Here is an 18854-nt window from a genome sequence, read left to right as displayed (position 1 = left end):
ACGTTTTTCAACCCGTATGCGGTGCCTGGCAGGCGATCAGGTGGCGGCATACAGCTTTGTGAGGCTCACGATGAAACAAGGTATCCATCCGGATTACAACACGGTCACCGCGACCTGTTCCTGCGGCGAGAGCTTTACCGTAGGCTCCACGGCCGGCCACGACTTTTCCCTGGACGTTTGCTCCAACTGCCACCCCTTCTACACCGGCAAGCAGAAGCAGGCGACCACCGGCGGGCGCGTAGAGCGCTTCAACAAGCGCTTCGGCGCCGCCCTGAAGCGCGGCTAAACGCCGCCCCGGCACCGCCCGGCAAGACACAACCCACGCTTGTTTGGCGTGGGTTTTTTTGTGCAGGCAGGAAACAGCAGGGCCCTGGGCGACGGCACTGGGCGACCCCGTGTCGCGGGCTGGCTATCACTCGTCGCCTATGCCCTTTGTCGTATTGACGGTAGAATCCGCTATGCTTGGAGAGCGAGCACATGCGTTCGGCGCCGTTTTATGGAATACTTTTCCATAAACAGCCTCGGGCAAGCGCCAGGCGCGCCGGAAGTCACCGGCACGCCCCGGCTCGAAAACGCCTTTTGGCGGCAAGAACGGCGAAAGTAGCGCAAAAAAGAAGGAAATCAGCCTTTCTTTTGGGCGGCTGATACATTTGAGGCGGTTTGGTTTTTTCTATACGCTGAAACGCTTTTCCATTTTTCAATGCTGAACTGGACTCTGACCATGAAGGATGCATTCAAGCAGGCGGCGCTGGACTACCACGCCAAGCCGATTCCCGGAAAACTTTCGGTAGAGCTCACCAAGCCGACCGCCACCGCGCGGGATCTGGCGCTGGCCTACAGCCCCGGCGTGGCAGAGCCGGTACGCGAGATCGCCAGGGATGTGGAAAATGCCTACCGCTATACGGGCAAGGGGAACTTGGTTGCCGTTATCTCCAACGGCACCGCCATCCTCGGCCTGGGGAATCTGGGTGCCCAGGCAAGCAAGCCGGTCATGGAAGGCAAGGGCGTTTTGTTCAAGCGCTTTGCCGGGGTCAACTCGGTGGATATCGAAGTGGATACCGAAGACGCCCAGACGTTTATCGACACCGTCGCCAACATTGCCGACACCTGGGGCGGCATCAACCTGGAAGACATCAAGGCGCCGGAGTGCTTCGAGGTCGAGCGCGAGCTGATCAAGCGCTGCAACATTCCGGTGTTTCACGATGACCAGCACGGCACCGCGATCGTCACCGCGGCGGGCATGCTCAACGCCCTGCACATCGCCGACAAAAAGCTCGAGGACGCTCGCGTAGTGTGCCTGGGCGCAGGCTCTGCCGCCATTGCCTGCATGAACCTGCTGATTGCCTGCGGCGTGCGCCGGGACAACATCTTCATGCTCGACAGCAAGGGGGTGATTCACACCGGGCGCGACAACCTCAACGAATACAAGGCGCAGTTTGCCAACGAGACCGACAAGCGCACCCTGGACGACGTCATCGACGACGCTGACGTCTTCGTTGGCCTGTCCGGCCCCAACCTGCTGTCCAAAGAGCAGCTGGGCAGGATGGCGGACAGCCCCGTGGTCTTCGCCTGCTCCAATCCGGACCCCGAGATTCATCCCGACGACGCCCGCGCGGCCCGCCCGGACGTGATCATGGCCACCGGCCGCTCCGACTACCCCAACCAGGTCAACAACGTGCTGGGTTTCCCGTTCATCTTCCGCGGGGCGCTGGACGTGCGCGCCACGGCGATCAACGAGGAAATGAAGGTGGCCGCGGTTCACGCCATCGCCGACCTGGCGCGCGAGCCGGTGCCCCAGGAAGTGCTCGACGCCTACGAGCGCGACGAGATGACCTTCGGGCGCGAGTACATCATCCCCACCCCGGTGGACATTCGCCTGCTGGACCGCGTCTCCTCCGCCGTGGCCCAGGCCGCCGTGGATTCCGGCGTGGCGCGCAAGCCGTTCCCGGCGCACTATCCGCTGACCTCCATCAGCGCCGTTTACGGCGGCTGACTCGGCCGAGCCGAACCGACCTTGCTGACGCCGACGCCCGCCCTGTGCGGGCGCCGGCGTTTTTGTGCCTAGCGTTCGGGAGCGCTGTGCAGCCGGGTCAGGCCTTCCTGGGCGCTCGAGGCCACAAGCGTGCCGTCGCGGCGATAGATATGGCCCTGGGCAAGCCCTCGGGCGCTGCCGCTCCAGGGCGATTCGATAACGTATAGCAGCCACTCGTCCACGCGGGCGTCGGCGTGCAGCCAGAGGGCGTGGTCGAGGCTCGCTATCTGCAGCTTTGGGTCGGTGAAGCTGACCCCGTGGGGCAGAAGCGCCGTGGTCAGCAGGTTGAAGTCCGAGGCGTAGGACAGCAGATGGCGGTGCAGGGCCGGGGAGTCCGGCAGCGCGCCGTCAAAGCGAAACCACAGGCAGCGTCTGGCAGGGTGGGTCTCCTCCGGCGGCCGGGGGACCGGAAGAAACCGGCTCGGATGGCTCAGGGTCTGAGAGTGTCTGGCCGCGCTGCTTTTCTGCAGCAGCGCCTCGGGGGTCGGCACGTCGGGCATCGGCCGCTGGTGCAGCAGCGGGCTTTTTTCCGGAATCTGGAAAGAGGCGCTGCAAAAAAAGATCGGCCGGCCCTTCTGGATCGCGGTGACTCGCCGGGTGGTGAAGCTGCCGCCGTCGCGCACCTTGTCGACCTGGTAAACCACCGGGCGGTGGGAGTCGCCCGGGCGCAGAAAATAGCCGTGCTGGGAGTGCGGGCGGCGCTCGTCGGGCACAGTGTGCGTGGCCGCGGCCAGCGCCTGGCCGAGCACCTGGCCGCCGTAAAGCTGGGGCAGGCCCAGATCCTGGCTCTGGCCGCGAAACAGCGTGTCTTCGAGCGGCTCGAGATCCAGCAGCGCCACCAGCTCACCGAGGGCTTCGGTGCCGGGTGCGGGCGTGTGATTCATGGGGCAACTCCTTGGGATATCATGCGACAGTCTGCTTACTTTAACGGAGTTTTTGCGCCATGCGCAGCGATGAGTATTACATGCACCGCGCTCTGGACCAGGCGCACCAGGCAGCCGAAGCCGGCGAAGTGCCGGTGGGCGCGGTGGTGGTGAATGCGGCGGGGGAGGTTATCGCCGCCGCCCACAATGCCCCGGTGACTGCGCTCGACCCCTGCGCCCACGCCGAGGTACAGGCGCTGCGCTTGGCGGGGCAGGCGCGGGGCAACTACCGGCTCGACGGCTGCACGCTGTTCGTGACCCTGGAACCCTGCATGATGTGCGCCGGGGCGGCGGTCAACGCGCGCCTCGAGCGTCTGGTGTATGCTGCCGCCGAGCCGCGTACGGGGATGGTGGAATCCAGGGCCAATCTGCTGGCGCAGCCGTGGTTCAACCATCGAGTCGCGGTGACGCCGGGGGTGCTGGCGCCGGCGTCAAGACGCCTGCTCAAGCAGTTCTTTGCCGTTCGGCGCGCCTGAGCCCGGAGGTGACTGCCACGAGTTGGCGGCAGCGCTAATTCAGCGGCAGCACCAGGTCAAACGGCATCAGCGTCTCGTCAGAGGGAAGGTTTCTATCGAGCTGAAAGAACTGCTGGCGGCTGCGCTCGACGTATTGCAGCATTTCGTAGTAGCGGCGGATGTTGCGCACATAAATCACCGGCTCGCCGCCCCGGGCGTAGCCGTAGCGGGTCTTTTCGTACCACTGGCGCTGCTGCAGTAGCGGCAGAGCATCGCGCACGTCGCGCCAGCGGTCGGGATCGCCGCCGCGCCGCTGGGCGAGATCCCGGGCGTCGAGCAGATGCCCAAGGCCGACGTTATACGCCGCCAGCGCCATGAACAGGCGGTCATCGCCGGTAATGCTTTTGGGCAGGCGCTGTTCCAGCTGGCGCAGGTAGCGCGTGCCGCCGTCGATGCTTTGCGCCGGATTGCGCCGGTTGGTAACGCCGACCTCTTTCGCCGTGGGTGAGGTCAGCATCATCAGACCGCGCACTCCGGTGGGCGAGACGGCGTCCGGATCCCAGTGGGACTCCTGGTAACCCACGGCGGCGAGCAGCTGCCAGTCAAAGCCGGTGTCGCGGGCGGCCTGCTGAAAAAGCGCCCGGTAGCGCGGCAGGCGCGAGTCCAGGTGGTCGAGAAACGTCCGCGTGCCGACGTACTCCAGGTAGTCGTCGTGGCCGAAGTAGCGCTCCACCAGCTTTTTCAGCTCGCCGCTTTGCTGCAGGTCGTCGAGAAAGCGGTTGGCCTCGCCCAAGAATGCCAGATTGTGCCGGTCGGGGACGGCCCAGACCAGAGAGCTTGGTTTGCCCAGCGGAAAGCCGCGCTCGACGTTTTTGAAAAACAGCCGGTTGACGCGGAACTGATGGGCGAAAACCACGGCGGCGTCAAGGTCGCTGTTTTCGACCTGGGCCAGCAGGTCGGCGACTTCGAGCTCGCCGGACTCTTTCCAGCTGAGCGCCGGATAGTCCTTTTGCAGCTCGCGCAGGGTAGCGGCGGTGCCGGCGCCTTTGGCGCCGCGCAGCGTGCCGATCTCAAGCCCGGCCAGATCTTCCGGGCCGCCGATGCCGTGCAGTCCCCGCCGGTAGACCAGCAGCGGCTGCATGTCGATAATCGGCCGGGTGAAGCTGATACCCGGCGTGGCCGGGGTCAGCACCAGCCCCGCGGCGCCCAGGTCCCCACGGTGGCGTACGGCGGGCAGCACGTCGTCCAGGTGGTGGTTGGCCTCGAGATTGAGGCTGACGCCCAGGTGGTCGGCAAAGCGGCGCGCCAGCTCGTACTCGAAGCCGGCAGGGCCGCGCCGCCCCGCATAATAGATCGTGGGCGAGGTGCGGGTGTGCACGGTGAGAAAGCCGCGCTGCTTGATGGCGCGCAGTTTCTTGCCCTCTGGGTCCGGCGGAAACGCCGGCAGCATGACCAGCAGGAACACCGCCGCACAGGCGATGTAGCCGCCGATGCGGGCGGAAAAAAGGCGGCTCGGCGTCAGCATAGCAGGGTGGCGACATTTGGCATGGCGCAACGATACTAAGCCCCGGTCAGGCTGTCACCCGGCCGATTTCGTCTGTCAGGCGCTTTCCAGTATCATGGCGCGAATTGCCGCTGTGCGGCCTGGTGATTCCCTGCTCGAATTTTCCTGCTCTAGAGGCTTTCCGGATATGCTCGAACTGCGAGGCGCTCCCGCCCTTTCCGCGTTCCGTCATGCGCGACTGCTTGACACCCTGCGCGAGCGCGTAGGCGACGTCAAAACGCTGACTGCTGACTACGTTCACTTTGTCGACCACCACGGCGAGCTTGCAAAGGCGGAGCGCGAACGCCTGGCTGAGCTGCTGGACTATGGCCGGGAGGGCCACCATGCCGACCGCCCCGGAGACGAGACGGCGGCGGAAGGCGGTCAGCGCTTTCTTGTGGTGCCAAGGCTCGGCACCCTCTCGCCCTGGTCGTCCAAGGCAACCGATATCGCCCACAGCTGCGGGCTGGACCAGGTGGCGCGCATCGAGCGCGGTATCGATTACCGGATCACCTTTTCCACGCCGCCGGGCGAGGAGGCCTTCGAAACACTGATCGCGCTGTTGCACGACTGCATGGTGGAGACCGTGCTGTTTGACGCCTCGGATGCGGCCAAGCTGTTCACCCGGCGCGAGCCGGCCATGCTTGCCAGCATCGACGTGCTGGGCGGCGGCCGCGAGGCGCTGGTGGCGGCCAACCGCGAGCTGGGGCTGGCGCTCGCCGAGGACGAGATCGACTATCTGGCGGTGGCCTTTGCCGAGCTTGAGCGCAATCCCACCGACGTCGAGCTGATGATGTTTGCCCAGGCCAACTCCGAGCACTGCCGGCACAAGATCTTCAACGCCGACTGGACCGTTGACGGCGTCGACCAGCCCCAGTCGCTGTTCAAGATGATCAAGAACACCTTCGCCAGCTCCCCGGACAACGTCTTTTCCGCCTACAGCGACAACGCCGCGGTGATCAAGGGCTCCCAGGGCGGGCGCTTTTTCCCCGCGCCGCTCACCGGCCAGGGCGATGAAACCGCCCGCTACGAGACCCATCAGGAGCCCATCCACATTCTGATGAAGGTGGAGACCCACAACCACCCCACGGCGATCGCGCCGTACCCGGGGGCTGCCACCGGCGCCGGCGGCGAGATTCGCGACGAGGGTGCTACCGGCATCGGCGGCAAGCCCAAGGCGGGGCTTGCCGGCTTCAGCGTCTCCAACCTGCGTATCCCCGAGTTTGTTCAGCCCTGGGAAACCTTCGACTACGGCAAGCCCGAGCGTATTCAGTCGGCGCTTGCGATCATGCTCGACGGCCCGGTGGGAGGGGCGGCGTTCAACAACGAGTTCGGCCGGCCCAACCTGGCCGGCTACTTCCGCACCTACGAACAGGACGTGCTCAGCAACCACGGCGTCGAGCGCCGGGGCTACCACAAGCCCATCATGCTCGCCGGCGGCTACGGCAATATCCGCGCCCAGCACGTGCAGAAAGGCGAGATCCCCGTGGGCGGCAAGCTGATCGTCATGGGCGGACCGGCAATGCTCATCGGCCTTGGCGGCGGCGCGGCGTCGAGCATGGCATCGGGAGTCTCCAGCGCCGATTTGGACTTCGCCTCGGTGCAGCGGGAAAATCCCGAGCTCGAGCGTCGCGCCCAGGAAGTCATCGATCGCTGCTGGGCGCTGGGCGACTATAACCCGCTGCGCTTCATTCACGACGTCGGCGCCGGCGGGCTGTCCAACGCCCTGCCGGAGCTGGTGAAGGATGCCGGCCGCGGCGGGCGTTTCCAGCTGCGCGACGTGCCCAGCGCCGAGCCGGGCATGAGCCCGCTGGAAATCTGGTGTAACGAGGCCCAGGAGCGCTACGTGCTCGCGGTGGCGCCGGAGGACCTCGACACCTTCGAGGCGCTGTGCCGTCGGGAGCGCTGCCCCTACGCCGTGGTCGGCGAGGCGCTGGAAGACCATCACCTGGAAGTCCACGACAGCCACTTCAACACCCGTCCGGTGGACCTGCCCATGAGCGTGCTGTTCGGCAAGACGCCGCGGATGCAGCGCGAGTTCGAGCGGCAAACGCCCGAGCGCTCGGACATGATGCTCGACAACCTCGACCTGCGCGAAGCGCTCGGCCGGGTGCTGCGCCTGCCGTCGGTAGCCTCCAAGAGCTTCTTGATCACCATCGGCGATCGCTCGATCACCGGGCTGGTGGCCCGGGATCAGATGGTCGGCCCCTGGCAGGTGCCGGTGGCCGACGCCGCGGTGACCACGGCGAGCTTCGACACCCACGCCGGCGAAGCCATGGCCCTGGGCGAGCGGGCGCCGGTGGCGCTGCTCGACCCGGCGGCCAGCGCAAGGCTGGCCGTGGCCGAGGCGGTCACCAACCTGGCCAGCGCGCCGATTGCGCGCCTTTCCGATATCAAGCTGTCGGCCAACTGGATGAGCGCGGCCGACCACCCGGGCGAAAACCAGGCGCTTTATGATGCCGTCTACGCCGTGGGCATGGAGCTGTGCCCGGACCTGGGCATCGCCATTCCCGTGGGCAAGGACTCCATGTCCATGCGCACCGCCTGGCAGGAAACCGACGACAGCGACGTCACTCGGGACAAGAGCGTGACCTCGCCGCTGTCCCTTGCCGTGACTGGCTTTGCTCCGGTGGTGGACGCCATGGCCACCCTGACGCCGGAGATTGACCTGGACCAGAACGAATCCGATCTGATTCTGATCGACCTGGGCCACGGCCAGAATCGCCTGGGCGGCTCGGCGCTGGGCCAGGTCTACGGTCAGCTGGGCAAAGACTGCCCGGACGTGGACGACGCTGAGGACATCAAGGCGTTTTTCAGCGTCATCCAGGGGCTCAATCGCGACGGCAAGCTTTTGGCCTACCACGACCGCAGCGACGGCGGGCTGCTCGTGACCCTGCTGGAAATGGCCTTTGCCGCCCACTCAGGGCTTGAGATCAAGCTCGACTGGCTCATCGACCAGCCGGTGGACGCGGTCGGCGCGCTGTTTACCGAAGAGCTGGGGGCGGTGATTCAGGTCAGCCGCGAGCACACCGCCGAGGTGCTGACCCAGTTCGCCATGGCCGGCATCGACACTTGCGGCGTGATCGCCCGCCCGCGCTACGACGATCAGGTGCGGGTGACGCTGTTCGAAGAGCCGCTTTTGGAAACCACTCGCCAGCTGACCCAGCGCACCTGGAGCGAAACCAGCTACCGCATGCAGGCGCTGCGCGACAACCCCGACTGCGCCAAGAGCGAGTTCGACAACCTGCTCGACGCCCGGGACCCGGGGCTTTCCGCCACGCCGTCGTTCGACGTCGACGAAGACATCACGGCGCCCTTTGTGAACACGGCCAGACCCGCCGTGGCTATCCTGCGCGAGCAGGGCGTGAACGGCCAGACGGAAATGGCCTGGGCCTTCGACAGGGCCGGCTTTGACGCCGTGGACGTGCACATGAGCGACATTCTCGAAGGGCGCGTGACGCTTGGCCAGTTCAAGGGGCTTGCCGCCTGCGGCGGCTTCTCCTACGGCGACGTGCTGGGCGCCGGCGGCGGCTGGGCCAAGTCGATTCTGTTCAACTCCCGCGCTCGAAAGCAGTTCGCCGACTTTTTCCAGCGCGACGACAGCTTCTCGCTGGGGGTGTGCAACGGCTGCCAGATGCTCTCCCAGCTCAAGGAGCTGATCCCCGGGGCGGACAGCTGGCCGGGCTTTGTGCGCAACGAGTCCGAGCAGTTCGAGGCCCGAGTGGCCATGGTGCGGGTCGAGGAGACGCCGTCGATCATGCTCAAGGGCATGGAGGGCTCGATGCTGCCCATTGCGGTGGCCCACGGCGAAGGCCGGGCGCAGTTTGCCGACAGCGCACACCTGCGCCAGATGCAGACCGGCGGCCAGATCGCCCTGCGCTACGTGGACCACTACGGCCAGGTCACCACGCGCTACCCGGCGAATCCCAACGGCTCCGCCTCCGGCGTGACCGGACTCACCACCCCGGACGGCCGCGTCACCGCGATGATGCCGCATCCCGAGCGGGTTACCCGTGCGGTGACCAACTCCTGGCGGCCCAAGGATTGGCAGGAAGACGGCGCCTGGCTGCGCATGTTCCGCAACGCCCGGGTGTGGCTGGGCTAACCCGCCACGCCGTGTGACGCAGACAAAACGCCCGCTCATGCGGGCGTTTTTTGGTTACTGCCGAGCCGCGCGAAAAGCACTTATTAACCGTGAAAAACGCTTACCTGATTACTCATGTTGGTCAGCCACCATCCCGCCAGCTTGTCCTATACTGAGGTTATATCCAGTAGAGGAGCCGACGTCATGGCACGCAATCCTATCCAGTTCCAGCCCGGCCTGTCGCTGCCGGCCTTCCTCGAGCAGTACGGCACGGAAGCGCAATGCCAGGCAGCCCTCTTCCAGCATCGCTGGCCCAGGGGGTTCGTCTGCCCCGACTGTGGCAACACCACGGGCTGCCGGCTGTCGCGGGGGCTCTACCAGTGCCATCGCTGCCATCATCAGACCTCGCTGACCGCCGGGACCATCTTCCATGCCACGCACCTGCCGTTGACCACCTGGTTTCTGGCCATCTATCTGCTGACCCAGCGCAAGAGCGGCATCTCGGCGCTGCAACTGTCCCGGGAGCTCGGCGTCAGCTACAACACCGCCTGGAAGCTCAAGCACAAGCTGCTGCAGGTCATGCACGAGCGCAACCAGGGAGAGCGGCTCTCCGGACGTATCGAGCTGGATGATGCCTACCTGGGCGGTGAACGGCCGGGAAAGCGCGGGCGCGGCGCCGAGCACAAGTTCCCGTTCGTGGCGGCCGTACAAACCGATGAGGAAGGCCACCCACTGCGGGTTCAGCTTCGCCGTGTGAGCGGCTTCACCCTCACCGAGATCCGTCGCTACGCCGAACAGGCCATTGCCCCCGGGAGCCAGGTCATCAGCGACGGTCTCGGGTGTTTCCGAGCCTTCGACACGCCCCTCTACGTCCATGACTGCCACATCACCGGGGGTGGGCGTGCCAGTGTGGAGAACCCCGAGTTCAACTGGGTCAACACCCTGCTGGGCAACGTCAAGAACGCGATCACCGGCACTTACCATGCCATCCGCGGGCAGCATGCCCCACGCTACCTGGCCGAGTTCGAGTATCGGTTCAATCGGCGCTATGACCTCAAGGCCATGATCCCGCGCTTTCTGACGGTGGCAGCGAGAACGCCGCCGATGCCGTACCGGTTCCTGAAGATGGCTGACTTTTATGCGTAATCAGGAACGCTTATATAAGGGCTGATTCGTGAAAAACGCTTATTTTATCCGTTCGATCACACCTCATCCGGCCCGTAGATCAGGTCGATGAACTCGCCGCGGTCGACGTCGCCGACGTAGGCGTAGAGATCAAAGCCTGCAAGCGCCGCCTCGATGTCTTGCCTGTGGTAGCGCACGCCGATAAGCGCGTCCTCGATCTCTTCGATCGGGCGCTGGCCGAAGAAGTCGCCGTAGATCTTGACGTTTTCCACGGTGCCGCCGCGCTTGACCTTGAGGCGGAAATCGACGATGCCGGCGGCAAAGTGGCGAGTGCGCTGGATATCGAAGTCCGGCGAGCGGCCGTAGTTCCACTCCCAGCGGCCGTACTTTTCCTCGACCAGGGCGTTGATGCTTTCCCAGTCCTTGTCGGTCAGGCGGTAGACGCGACGTTCGGTGCTCTGGGGGAAGATGCCATCGAGGATCTTTTCCTTGAACGCCTCGGTGGAAAGCGCCTCGTCGAGAAACTCGGCGATGTTGGCCACCCGCGACCGGGATGACTTGTGGCCCTTGGACTGGATCTTGGTCATCTTCACGTCCAGCGCCCGGCTGACCTGGCTTAAATCGCAGTCCAGCAGCAGGGTGCCGTGGTTGAACATGCGCTTGGTCGAGGAGAACTGGGCGTTGCCGGAGATCTTTTTATCGCCCACCACGATGTCGTTTCTGCCCTTCATTTCCGCCGCCACGCCCATCTCGTTCAACACCTCGATGATGGGGGTGGCGAACTGCTTGAAGTTGTTCAGCTTGTCCTTGGAAAAGTCGGTCAAAAAGCTGAAGTTGAGGTTGCCGTGGTCGTGGTAGACCGCGCCGCCGCCGGAAATACGCCGCACCACCTGGATGTCGTGCTCGTCGATATAGGCCTGGTGGATCTCTTCCAGGGTGTTCTGGTTGCGGCCGATGATGATCGACGGCGCGTTGATGTAGAACAACAGGTAGTCCTCGCCCGCCGGCAGATGGCGAATGCAGTGTTCTTCGATAGCGAGGTTGACGTGGGGATCGGTGATGCCTTCGTTGTCGATGTAGATCATGGGCTGCCTTCAGCGCGAAAAAGCGTCATAACAGGAAAGGAAGGCCATTTTAGCATTGCCGGGAGTTGATGCCGTCCCGATCGCCTGTGGCCTTGGACTCAGCCACGCCGGGCATGAGCTTGCCCATTTCAAGAGTCCGGCCTATGTTGAGGCCACGACGCTTGAAACGAGGCACAGGAGGAAGTTAACGGCTTAGCGTCTTTCGAAAGCAGCCGGTTCAGCCTCTGCCGGTCGTTCTACCTGCGTTGGGACAAAGCACACAATAACGACAAGAGAGTCTGCGCATATGCCCATCAAGACGTATTCGCGTATGGCCGCACTGGCGGCCCTGCCGCTGGCCATGGCCGCCGCCCAGGCACAAGCCAATGAAATGGCGATTGCCACCATCCTGCCCGAAAACATGAGCAACAACTCGATTTACCCGGCGCTGATACGCTTCAAGGACCTGGTCGATACGCGTACCGACGGTGCCATCCAGGTGAACATCTTCGGCAACAGCCAGCTGGGCTCGGAGGTCGATACCGCCAAGGAGGTTCAGGGCGGCCGCACCCTGCAGTCGACCATCATTACCACCGGCGCCATGTCGTCCTACTACGACGACTACCAGCTGATGACCGCGCCTTTTATTTTCGATAACTGGCGCCAGGCCTGGGCCTTTCTCGACGGCGACTGGTTTGCCGACCTGATGGCCGGCACCGTCGAGGAAACCAACATGCGCTACCTGGGCACCTTCGACGACGGCGGCGGCTTTGTGGCCTTTACCAACAACGAGCGTCCGATCAAGACGGTGGAGGATCTCGAAGGGCTCAATATTCGCACCGAGGAGAATCCCGGGCACGTCGCCATCATGAAGGCGCTGGGGGCCTCCGCCACGCCGCTGCCCTGGGGCGAGGTGATCACGGCGCTGGAAACCGGCCTGGCCGACGGCCAGTTCAACGCGACGGTGCTCAACACCACCTTCAACTTCGACGAGGTGACCGACTACACCACCCTGACCGGCCACGTCTATAACAGCGCCGCCTGGCTGGTCAGCGAGAACTGGTACCAGAGCCTTACCGAGGAGCAGCAGGAAGCGATCATTACCTCGGCGCGCGAGGCCATCGAGATTGGCCACGGCATGTCCGCGGCGCTGGCCACGGCCGGGTGGCAGGAGTCCTGCGAGATCTTCAAGGAATGCTACATCATGCCCGCCGAGGAGCGCGACCGCATGGCCGAGATCGCGCGCCCGGCGTGGAAGGACTGGATCGTCAACGACTTCGGCCTCGAGGCCGAGAAGGTCGACGCCTTCCTCAACGAGGTCGATCGCGTCGGAGAGGAGGTCAAGCAGTCGGACATGGACAACTACGGCCGGTGACGCCTTGTCGTTTCTCCGTCAACGTCGGCCGGCATGGCCGGCCGGCTTCTGAAGCCTGCGGGGTTCATCGATGCGCTTTCTCAAGCCTCTCCGCCGCCTGAGCGACTGGGTCAACCAGGCGGCGATCGTGCTCTGCGTGGCCTGCGTACTGGTCATGCTGGGTATCTCCTTCACGGCCTTCACCTACAAGCTGATAACCGGCAGCAGCCTGAGCTGGACCTACTCCCTGGCGCGGCTGTTTCTGCCCTGGATCGGTTTTCTCTCCATGACCATTTCGCTGCGCTACGGCGAGCACGTGGCCATGACGCTTTTGGTTCGAGCTCTGCCCCGGGCCCTGTTGAAACTGGCCGCGGCCCTCTGCCTTGGGGTGATCGCGCTGTTCGGCGCGCTGCTGCTCTGGTACGGCTGGGGCTATTTCGAAAGCGCCCGACAGGTCTACATGGTGTCCGACCAGATACAGGTCTCCGCCAAGTTTACCGCCGTGGTGCTGCCCCTGAGCGGCGCCATCATCCTGCTGCACCTGGTGCAGGGCTTCGCCTTGCTCGAACATTTCATCGATGACGAGTCGGTTATCGAAGGGCTCATCGATGCCGACAACGGGGAGAAGCGCTCATGATGCCTGCCATTGTTGCCTTTGTGCTGCTGTTGCTGATTGGTACGCCGGTGGCCGTGGTGATGGCTCTCTCCGGCCTGGCCGGCGGCTTTGCCATGGGCGGTGAGCGCATGCTCGGCATCATCGCCGACCGCATGTTTTCCGGCGTTTCGGGATTCATGCTCATCGCCGTGCCCTATTTCATTTTCACCGCCGAGCTGATGAACCAGGGCGGGCTGACCCAGAAGCTGATCGCCTTCAACAATGCGCTTTTCGGTCAGGTGCGCGGTGCGCTGGCCCACGTCAACATCTCGGTATCGGTGTTTTTCGCCGGGCTGACCGGGGCCGCGATTACCGATACCGTGGCCATCGGCAAGATCATGATCCCCGAGATGAAAAAGCAGGGCTACGACGCCGAGTACGCCGCCGCGATTACCGCCTGTTCATCGATCATCGGGCCGATCATACCGCCCAGCGTGGTGATGGTGATCTATGCCACCCTGCTGCGCGATATTTCGGTGATCGACCTGTTTGCCGGCGGTATTGTCCCCGGCCTGCTGATGGCCGCGGCGCTGCTGGCGGTGAGCTTTTTCCTGGCCTGGAGGCGCGGCTACCCCAAGCAGGCACCGACGCCGCTCAGGGTGGCCTGGGGCGCCTTTCTGGTGGCGCTGCCGGCGATGATCGTGCCGCTGATCATTCTTGGCGGCATCCTTTCGGGGCTGACCACCATCACCGAGGCGTCGGGCTTCGCGGCGGTCTATGCCATCATCATCGGCGTGGTGTTCTACCGCAACCTGACCTGGCAGAAGATCTGGCAGGCGCTGGTGGTGACCGTGCGCTTCTCGGGGGTGGTGTTTTTTCTGCTGGCGACGTCGGCGGTGCTCGGCTGGTTCGTGACCCGTTCGGGCATCGCCCGGGACGCGGCGGGGCTGATTACTACCCTGAGCGACTCCATGTTCCTTCAGCTATTGCTGGTGTGTGCGCTGCTGATCCTGATCGGCACCGTGATGGACGTCTTGCCGGCGCTGGTGGTGGTGGCGCCGGTGCTGGTGCCGGCGATGGTGCAGCTGGGCGTGGACCCGCTGCATTTTGCCATCCTGATGATCGTGGTGCTCAATATCTCCAACGTCACGCCGCCGGTGGGGATGACGCTGATGACGGCGGCGCGTATCGCCGACGTGCCCTTTGAGCGGGCGATCATTGCTTCGCTGCCGTTCTATGTCGCCTTTGCCGCGGTGATCCTGCTGGTCGTGGCCTTTCCGGCGCTGTCCACCTGGATACCCTCGCTGCTCAAGTGAACAGGGCTTGCGAACCCAAAGTCGATCTATCGAGGTAACGTCGTATGCAGGTTTTCTATCATCCCGACCAGCAGCGCCACGACCCCGGAAGCTTCTGGCTGCAGGGGCGGCCCGCTGCGTCACCGGAGCGCCCGCTGCGCGCCGAGCTGCTGACCCGCGGGCTGACGGCGCTGGGGCTGACAACTACCGCGCCCGACGCGGTCGATACCCGCCGGCTACGCGAGCGTCTGGGACATGTTCATAGCCCGCGCTATCTCGATTTTCTCGAGACCATCCATGCCCGCTGGCAGGCGCTGCCGAACGCCGCCGAAACCGTGGTGCCCAACGTCCACCCCTGCGGCGGCGGTACCCACTATCCGCGCCACCCGATCGGGCAGGCCGGCTGGCACCTGCACGATATGGCCTGCCCGCTCGGCGCGGACAGCCATGCGGGCATCCTGGCCAGCGCCGCGACCGCCCAGGCCGCCGCCGAGTCGGTGCTCGGCGGTGAGCCCAGCGCCTATGCGCTGTGCCGCCCGCCGGGACATCACGCCGGGCCGGAGCGGGCCGGCGGCTTCTGCTTTCTCAACAACTCGGCCCTGGCCGCCGCGGTGCTGCGCGAGCGTTTCGACCGCGTGGCGATTCTCGATGTGGACCTGCATCACGGCAACGGCACCCAGGACATCTTCTATCGCCGCGGCGATGTCTGGACCGGCTCGCTGCACGCCGACCCCGCCGACTTCTATCCCTTTTTCTGGGGCGGCGCCGATGAAACAGGCGAAGGCGAGGGGCTGGGCGCCAACGTCAATCTGCCGCTGCCCCTGGGAAGCGACGGGAAGCGCTTTCTGGCAGCGCTTGACCGACTGATCGAGAGCCTGGGCGACTTTGCGCCGGGAGCCCTGGTGGTGCCCTTGGGCCTCGACGCCCACAAGGACGACCCGCTGGCCGGCCTGGCGCTGGAAACCGGGGACTTTGCCCGTATTGGCCGGCGGCTGGCGGCGCTGGCGCTGCCGACGGTGCTGGTTCAGGAGGGCGGCTACCCCACCGCGGCGCTCAAGCACAACTTGACCGCGGTCATGCGCGGCTTCAGTGTGGCTTGAGCGCCAAGCCTGGCGTCTCCTTGAGCCAGGATTTTTTTCTACGACTGCCATCGTCGCTAACCACGGAGGAACACCATGAGCCTGACCCACCACGACAGCAACGAACGCATGAGCAAGTACGTCATCCACAACGGCACCGTCTATCTGTCGGGCCAGGTACCAAGCGATGCCACCGCCGATATGCGCGGCCAAACCGAGCAGGTGCTGGCGCGCATTGACGATCTGCTGGCCAGGGCCGGTACCGACAAGACGCGGCTGATTTCCGCACAGGTCTGGGTAACCAGCATGGCGGAAATCGATGAAATGAACCGCGCCTGGGACGCCTGGGTCATCCCGGAGCGGCCGCCGGTGCGCGCCGCGGTGGAGGCCGGGCTTGCCAACGCCGAGTGGAAGGTCGAGATCATGGTCGTTGCCGCGCTTCCGGAGGGCTGATCATGCGCGTGATCACGGCGGCCGAGGTGGCCGAGGCGCTGGACTGGAAGGCGCTGACCGATCGTCTGGCGCAGGCCTTTTGCGCCGGCGTCGAGTCGCCGCCGCGCCACCACCACGCCGTGCAGCGGCCCGACGGCGAGGCCACCATGCTGCTGATGCCGGCCTGGGAGCAGGACGGCTACATCGGCGTCAAGATGGTCAACGTCTTTCCCCAGAATGCCGACCACGGGCTGCCGGCGATTGCCGGGGTTTATCTGCTCAGCGAGGGCGCGCACGGGCGCCCGCTGGCCTGTATCGACGGCGGCGAGCTGACCCGCCGACGCACCGCCGCGGCCTCGGCGCTGGCCGCTCGCGAGCTGTCCCGGGAAGACGCCGACACGCTGCTGGTGGCAGGCACCGGCAAGCTGGCGCCCATGGTCATCGAAGCCCACGCCGCGGTGCGCCCGATCCGCCGGGTGCGCATCTGGGGCCGCAGCCCCGACAAGGCTAGGCGGCTCGCTGCCGAGTACGCCGATCGCTTTGCTACCGAGGCGGTCACCGATCTGCAGGCGGCCTGCGCCGACGCCGACGTGATCAGCTGCGTGACGCTTTCCACCCGGCCGCTGATTCACGGCCAGTGGCTGACCCCGGGGACGCACCTTGACCTGATCGGCGCGTTTCGCCCGAACATGCGCGAGACCGACGCCGACTGCCTGGCCCGCAGCGAAGTGTTTGTCGACACCTACGCCGGCGCGCAGGGAGAGGCCGGAGATATCCTCCAGGCCGTCGACGAGGGCGGTTTTGCCTTTGGCGACATTCGCGGCGAGCTGGCCGAGCTGCTGCGGGGCAGCAGAGAGGGGCGCAGCGGCCCCGAGGCCATCACCCTGTTCAAGTCGGTGGGCGCCTCGCTTGAAGACCTCGCCGCGGCGATCGAGGTGTGGGAAAAGCGGGCGACCACGGCGTAGACCGGCTGGCGCGGGTCGCCCCGGCAGCGGTATCCTGAGCGACATGACTGCTGCCGACTCTTCTGCTGCTGCCGCTCCGACTTCAGCCGTTCCCACCCTGCGTCCCTACCAGCGCGAGGCCGTCGCCCGCGTGGTGGCGCACTTCCGCGCCTCGAGCGAGCCCGCCGTGGTGGTATTGCCCACGGGCAGCGGCAAGTCGCTGGTGATTGCCGAGCTTGCCCGCCTGGCGCGCGGCCGGGTTCTGGTGCTGGCCCACGTGCGCGAGCTGGTCGAGCAGAACCACGCCAAGTACGAGGCCTACGGCCTCACCGCGGATATCTTCAGCGCCGGCCTGAAGCGCAAGGAGGCCGGCCGCCAGGTGGTATTCGGCTCGGTGCAGTCGGTGGTGAAAAGCCCCGAGCGCTTTGCCGACGGCAATTTCACCCTGCTGGTCATCGACGAGTGCCACCGGGTATCCCTGGACCAAAAAAGCAGCTACCGCCGGGTGGTCGAGCAGCTGCGCCGGCAAAACCCCAGCCTCAAGATCCTGGGCCTCACCGCCACGCCGTACCGGCTGGGGCAGGGATTTATCTATCATCGCCACCACCGCGGCATGGTGCGCGGCGATGACGACTGCTTTTTTCGCGACTGCGTGTTCGAGCAGCCGCTGCGGCTGATGGTCAAGCAGGGCTATCTCGCCCGGCCGGAACGGCGGGACATGGCCGTCGAGCACTACGACTTCGCCGGCCTTGCAACCACCGAGAGCGGCGCCTTCAGCGAGGCCGCCCTGAACCGCGTGGTGGCGGGCAGCCGCGCGACGCCGGGCATCGTCGCCGATATCATCGCCCGGGCCGAAGGTCGCCTTGGCGTGATGATCTTTGCCGCTACCGTGGCCCACGCCGAAGAGGTGCTGGGCTACCTGCCCCAAGGCGAGGCGGCGCTGATTACCGGCGCCACCGAGGCGCGCGAGCGCACGGCGCTTATCGCGGCGTTCAAGGCGCGCCGGATCAAGTATCTGGTCAACGTGGCGGTGCTCACCACGGGCTTCGACGCGCCCCACGTGGACGTCATCGCGATTCTGCGCCCCACGGAGTCGGCCAGTCTCTATCAGCAGATCATCGGCCGGGGACTCCGGCTGTCTCCGGGCAAGGACGACTGCCTGATTCTCGACTATGCCGGCAACCCCTGGGATACCTATGCCCCGGAGGTGGGCGAGCCGCGCCCGGCAAGCGACAGTGAGCCGGTGCAGGTCATCTGCCCCGAGTGCGAACACGCCAACCTCTTCTGGGGCAAGTACGACGGCGAGCTTTTGCTCGAGCACTACGGCCGGCGCTGCCACGGGCTGGTAGAGGATGCCGCGGGAAGGGCAGTGCAATGTTCGTTTCGCTTCCGCTTCAAGACCTGCGACGAGTGCGGCGCCGAGAACGACATCGCCGCAAGCCGCTGCCACGGCTGCGGCAAGCTGCTGGTGGACGCCGACGACAAGCTGCGCGACGCGCTGAAATTAAAAGACGCTCGGGTGCTCAGGGTCTCCGGCATGCAGCTCGAAGCCACCGTCAACGGCCGGGGCCTGGCACGGCTGAAGGTGACCTACCACGACGAGGACGGCGCCACGCTTGACGAGTGGTTCGCGCTGGAAACCGCCGCCCAGCGCCGGGCCTTCCAGGCGGCGTTTTTGCGCCGCCACCTGCGCGCGCCGGGCATTGGCTGGAAGCCCGCCACGCCGGAGGAGGTGGTGGCCGGGCGCGAGCGCCTGCGCCACCCGGACTTTGTCATCGGCCGCCGGGTCGGGCGCTACTTCAAGGTCCGCGAGAAGCTCTTCGACTACGCCGGGCGCTATCGCCGCGCCGCCGACGCCGGATAGCCGCTCGCCAAAAGCGCAAGTTTGCTAGACTGAACGGCTTTCAGCCCTTGAATGCGCCCTTCACC

15 protein-coding genes are annotated in these 18854 nt (G+C 65.4%); 12 read left to right on the top strand and 3 right to left on the bottom strand.

Going from position 1 to position 18854, the window contains the following annotated elements; genetic code table 11:
- The first annotated feature begins 70 nt into the window (after positions 1–70).
- A complete protein-coding gene (gene rpmE / locus P1P91_RS12765; protein WP_311883089.1) occupies positions 71–286 on the top strand; it encodes a 50S ribosomal protein L31 in 216 nt (71 codons plus the stop codon).
- Between the two features lie 435 nt (positions 287–721).
- Positions 722–1993 (top strand): malic enzyme-like NAD(P)-binding protein, encoded by a 1272-nt coding sequence (locus P1P91_RS12760; RefSeq protein ID WP_311885803.1) that lies wholly within the window; start codon positions 722–724, stop codon positions 1991–1993.
- Positions 1994–2061: 68 nt separating this feature from the next.
- On the opposite strand, the gene P1P91_RS12755 is transcribed toward P1P91_RS12760, so the two are convergent.
- Positions 2062–2916 (bottom strand): acyl-CoA thioesterase, encoded by an 855-nt coding sequence (locus tag P1P91_RS12755; RefSeq protein ID WP_311883087.1) that lies wholly within the window; start codon positions 2914–2916, stop codon positions 2062–2064.
- 59 nt (positions 2917–2975) lie between these two features.
- Between P1P91_RS12755 and tadA the strand changes: the two genes are divergently transcribed.
- Positions 2976–3431 (top strand): tRNA adenosine(34) deaminase TadA, encoded by a 456-nt coding sequence (gene tadA / locus P1P91_RS12750; RefSeq protein WP_311883085.1) that lies wholly within the window; start codon positions 2976–2978, stop codon positions 3429–3431.
- 34 nt (positions 3432–3465) lie between these two features.
- Here tadA and mltF read toward each other — a convergent pair whose 3' ends face one another.
- Entirely contained in the window at positions 3466–4935 is a 1470-nt protein-coding gene (mltF, locus tag P1P91_RS12745; RefSeq protein ID WP_311883084.1) for a membrane-bound lytic murein transglycosylase MltF, read from the bottom strand.
- Between the two features lie 166 nt (positions 4936–5101).
- Between mltF and purL the strand changes: the two genes are divergently transcribed.
- Positions 5102–9058, top strand: a complete 3957-nt coding sequence (gene purL / locus P1P91_RS12740; protein WP_311883083.1) for a phosphoribosylformylglycinamidine synthase — start codon at positions 5102–5104, stop codon at positions 9056–9058.
- A gap of 183 nt (positions 9059–9241) precedes the next feature.
- A complete protein-coding gene (locus tag P1P91_RS12735; RefSeq protein WP_311883082.1) occupies positions 9242–10183 on the top strand; it encodes an IS1595-like element ISHzi1 family transposase in 942 nt (313 codons plus the stop codon).
- Between the two features lie 56 nt (positions 10184–10239).
- Here P1P91_RS12735 and P1P91_RS12730 read toward each other — a convergent pair whose 3' ends face one another.
- The gene (locus P1P91_RS12730) at positions 10240–11247 is read right to left on the bottom strand and encodes a lipoate--protein ligase (protein WP_311883081.1); all 1008 of its coding nucleotides are present in this window, start codon (positions 11245–11247) and stop codon (positions 10240–10242) included.
- Positions 11248–11533: 286 nt separating this feature from the next.
- On the opposite strand from P1P91_RS12730, the gene dctP reads away from it, so the two are divergent.
- The 7 genes from dctP (at position 11534) to P1P91_RS12695 (ending at position 18789) form a co-directional block, all read left to right on the top strand.
- Positions 11534–12601: a TRAP transporter substrate-binding protein DctP gene (gene dctP, locus P1P91_RS12725; protein ID WP_311883079.1), complete on the top strand. Its 1068-nt coding sequence runs from the start codon at positions 11534–11536 to the stop codon at positions 12599–12601.
- A 70-nt stretch (positions 12602–12671) separates the two neighbouring features.
- Positions 12672–13217, top strand: a complete 546-nt coding sequence (locus P1P91_RS12720) for a TRAP transporter small permease (protein ID WP_311883077.1) — start codon at positions 12672–12674, stop codon at positions 13215–13217.
- Positions 13214–14491 (top strand): TRAP transporter large permease, encoded by a 1278-nt coding sequence (locus P1P91_RS12715; protein WP_311883074.1) that lies wholly within the window; start codon positions 13214–13216, stop codon positions 14489–14491. Before P1P91_RS12720 ends, P1P91_RS12715 begins: the two co-directional genes overlap by 4 nt.
- Positions 14492–14535: 44 nt before the next feature.
- Positions 14536–15570: a histone deacetylase family protein gene (locus P1P91_RS12710; protein WP_311883073.1), complete on the top strand. Its 1035-nt coding sequence runs from the start codon at positions 14536–14538 to the stop codon at positions 15568–15570.
- A 75-nt stretch (positions 15571–15645) separates the two neighbouring features.
- On the top strand, positions 15646–16002 hold the full coding sequence (locus P1P91_RS12705; RefSeq protein WP_311883071.1) for a RidA family protein: 357 nt from the start codon (positions 15646–15648) through the stop codon (positions 16000–16002).
- A gap of 2 nt (positions 16003–16004) precedes the next feature.
- The gene (gene lhpI, locus P1P91_RS12700; protein WP_311883070.1) at positions 16005–16946 is read left to right on the top strand and encodes a bifunctional Delta(1)-pyrroline-2-carboxylate/Delta(1)-piperideine-2-carboxylate reductase; all 942 of its coding nucleotides are present in this window, start codon (positions 16005–16007) and stop codon (positions 16944–16946) included.
- A gap of 43 nt (positions 16947–16989) precedes the next feature.
- The gene (locus P1P91_RS12695; RefSeq protein ID WP_311883069.1) at positions 16990–18789 is read left to right on the top strand and encodes a DEAD/DEAH box helicase; all 1800 of its coding nucleotides are present in this window, start codon (positions 16990–16992) and stop codon (positions 18787–18789) included.
- Positions 18790–18854: the final 65 nt, after the last annotated feature.

This window comes from Halomonas piscis, assembly GCF_031886125.1.
In the GTDB taxonomy this organism is placed as follows: Bacteria; Pseudomonadota; Gammaproteobacteria; order Pseudomonadales; family Halomonadaceae; genus Vreelandella; species Vreelandella piscis.
The sequence above is the reverse complement of the archived record's forward strand: the minus strand, read 5'-3'. Positions and strand labels throughout refer to the sequence as shown.

Coding starts and splice junctions, on each gene's coding strand:
- P1P91_RS12735 (WP_311883082.1), top strand. CDS start 9,242: ATGGCACGCAATCCTATCCAGTTCCAGCCCGGCCTGTCGCTGCCGGCC.
- P1P91_RS12695 (WP_311883069.1), top strand. CDS start 16,990: ATGACTGCTGCCGACTCTTCTGCTGCTGCCGCTCCGACTTCAGCCGTT.
- purL (WP_311883083.1), top strand. CDS start 5,102: ATGCTCGAACTGCGAGGCGCTCCCGCCCTTTCCGCGTTCCGTCATGCG.
- P1P91_RS12755 (WP_311883087.1), bottom strand. CDS start 2,916: ATGAATCACACGCCCGCACCCGGCACCGAAGCCCTCGGTGAGCTGGTG.
- P1P91_RS12710 (WP_311883073.1), top strand. CDS start 14,536: ATGCAGGTTTTCTATCATCCCGACCAGCAGCGCCACGACCCCGGAAGC.
- P1P91_RS12730 (WP_311883081.1), bottom strand. CDS start 11,247: ATGATCTACATCGACAACGAAGGCATCACCGATCCCCACGTCAACCTC.
- tadA (WP_311883085.1), top strand. CDS start 2,976: ATGCGCAGCGATGAGTATTACATGCACCGCGCTCTGGACCAGGCGCAC.
- lhpI (WP_311883070.1), top strand. CDS start 16,005: ATGCGCGTGATCACGGCGGCCGAGGTGGCCGAGGCGCTGGACTGGAAG.
- P1P91_RS12760 (WP_311885803.1), top strand. CDS start 722: ATGAAGGATGCATTCAAGCAGGCGGCGCTGGACTACCACGCCAAGCCG.
- P1P91_RS12705 (WP_311883071.1), top strand. CDS start 15,646: ATGAGCCTGACCCACCACGACAGCAACGAACGCATGAGCAAGTACGTC.
- P1P91_RS12720 (WP_311883077.1), top strand. CDS start 12,672: ATGCGCTTTCTCAAGCCTCTCCGCCGCCTGAGCGACTGGGTCAACCAG.
- dctP (WP_311883079.1), top strand. CDS start 11,534: ATGCCCATCAAGACGTATTCGCGTATGGCCGCACTGGCGGCCCTGCCG.
- P1P91_RS12715 (WP_311883074.1), top strand. CDS start 13,214: ATGATGCCTGCCATTGTTGCCTTTGTGCTGCTGTTGCTGATTGGTACG.
- rpmE (WP_311883089.1), top strand. CDS start 71: ATGAAACAAGGTATCCATCCGGATTACAACACGGTCACCGCGACCTGT.
- mltF (WP_311883084.1), bottom strand. CDS start 4,935: ATGCTGACGCCGAGCCGCCTTTTTTCCGCCCGCATCGGCGGCTACATC.